The sequence below is a fragment of the Moorena sp. genome (assembly GCF_982860115.1).
Genome location: NZ_CEYLVT010000453.1, coordinates 1 through 1757, shown reverse-complemented (window position 1 = coordinate 1757; position 1757 = coordinate 1). Strand labels below are relative to the sequence as shown.

Below are 1757 nucleotides of genomic sequence, written 5' to 3'. Positions count from 1 at the left end.
CTGGAGTTTAGACTAATTTTGGTCTCTCAAGACTGTGTAAGCTTTCCCCAGAAGTGCAATTGCTTCGGGCACCGCCTATGGCGATCAGGGGGGAGCATGTCACTTATATAGAACATTTGTACTAATTTTCCAGGTCTCTCATGGGTTTTAGCTTGCTGTTATGGTCATAGTTCATCTGTTGTGCAACATAGACTTGCTTCCGATCAGCCTGACCATTTCCGTAGCGTGGCCTAAAAGGCAAGGTCAATCAAGCTGGGCTGACTCACGACTGTGGTCGTCCTATCGTTTACAAATATTCATGAAAAAAGAAGAAGAAAAAGGGAGAAAATTGAAAAACTAAAACATTAAAGATACTCCCTCAAATGGATACTAGCATAAGTAGACTACAAAAATTCAGAACTGATACTTATAATGTTCTGGGATTAGCTAAAGATGCAACTTTCGATTTAATCGACGCGGTCTTAACTACCAGAACGGCTTATTCTTTAGCTGATTTTTCTCTGTCTTCTTTATTTAGAAGAAAATGGTGTTCTGCTTATGAAGCCTTACAAGATTGTCGTCCTAATCGTCAAAAATTAATGAAGAGGTATATCGAAGAAATACCAAAATATAAGGATGAATCATTATATGTAACTATGGCGATTGACCATACATCGAGTCCAAGAGTAGATTCTCCTACTTTGAAAGACCGAGGGTATCATCACTCACCATCTGCAGGAAAAAAAGTCAAGATTGGACACAGTTATAGTACCTTAGCATGGATACCAGAAAAAAAAGGGAGTTGGGCCCTGCCGTTAAGACATGAAAGAATTACAAGTTTTGAAACTCCTATTAGTAAGGCAGCTTGGCAATTAAAACAAGTCAAAAAAAGTTTAAAGCTATCAGTTTTAGTTTTACTAGATAGTGAATATGGAAATGCTTCTTGGGTCAATCAAACAGTCGATATTGAAGCAGATTGCTTAATAAGAATTCGCTCCAATTGTTGTTTATGGGGAGAACCGGGAGAATATAGTGGTCGAGGGCGACCCAGAAAACATGGAGATAAATTTAAGTTGAATGAAGAATCCACCTGGTGGGAACCTAGTGAAACTGTTAAGATAGAAGACCCAAAACTAGGAGAGATAAAAGTACGAAAATGGTTACAACTACATTTTCGTAACTCTCCATCTGTAGACATGAGCCTGATTCTAGTTGAGCGACTTTCCCCAAATAAAAAAGGCTCATTACAAAAACCCTTGTGGTTAGTTTTCATTGGCCAACAAATGCCTCAACTAGAAAGGCTATGGAAAAACTATTTGAGGCGTTTTGCCGTTGACCATTGGTATCGATTTATTAAACAAAGATTACATTGGACATTACCAGCTTTAAGTACACCACACCAATGTGAAAGGTGGAGTGATTTGATGCCATTGATGACTTGGCAACTGTGGTTAGCCAAAGATATAGTACAAGAACACCATCTTCCCTGGCAAAAATCCCAGTTGAATCTAACGCCTGGACGAGTTGCACAGTCGATGTTAGGACTTTTGGTGGAGATTGGAACTCCAGCACAATCTCCCAAACCCCGTGGAAAATCTAACGGATGGAAAACTGGGCAAAAAAGAAACAAACGAATTCGCTATCCTGTGGTCAAAAAAAGAAAAACGGTTGCTAAAAAAGGTAAAAATAAGAAGACATAACTCAAATTTTGAATAAATTTGCTAACATCTCAGCCTCAAAAGAAGACTGGGTCATTTTCTCATAGTCTAAACTCCAGT

The 1757-nt window shown here is 38.7% G+C and carries 1 protein-coding gene; it reads left to right on the top strand.

Annotation, left to right across the window (positions count from 1 at the left end; genetic code table 11):
• Window positions 1-362: 362 nt before the first annotated feature.
• Complete coding sequence (locus AC4II3_RS32620) at window positions 363-1679, top strand: NF041680 family putative transposase (protein WP_488029852.1); 1317 nt, start codon at window positions 363-365, stop codon at window positions 1677-1679.
• Window positions 1680-1757: the final 78 nt, after the last annotated feature.

Coding starts and splice junctions, on each gene's coding strand:
- AC4II3_RS32620 (WP_488029852.1), top strand. CDS start 363: ATGGATACTAGCATAAGTAGACTACAAAAATTCAGAACTGATACTTAT.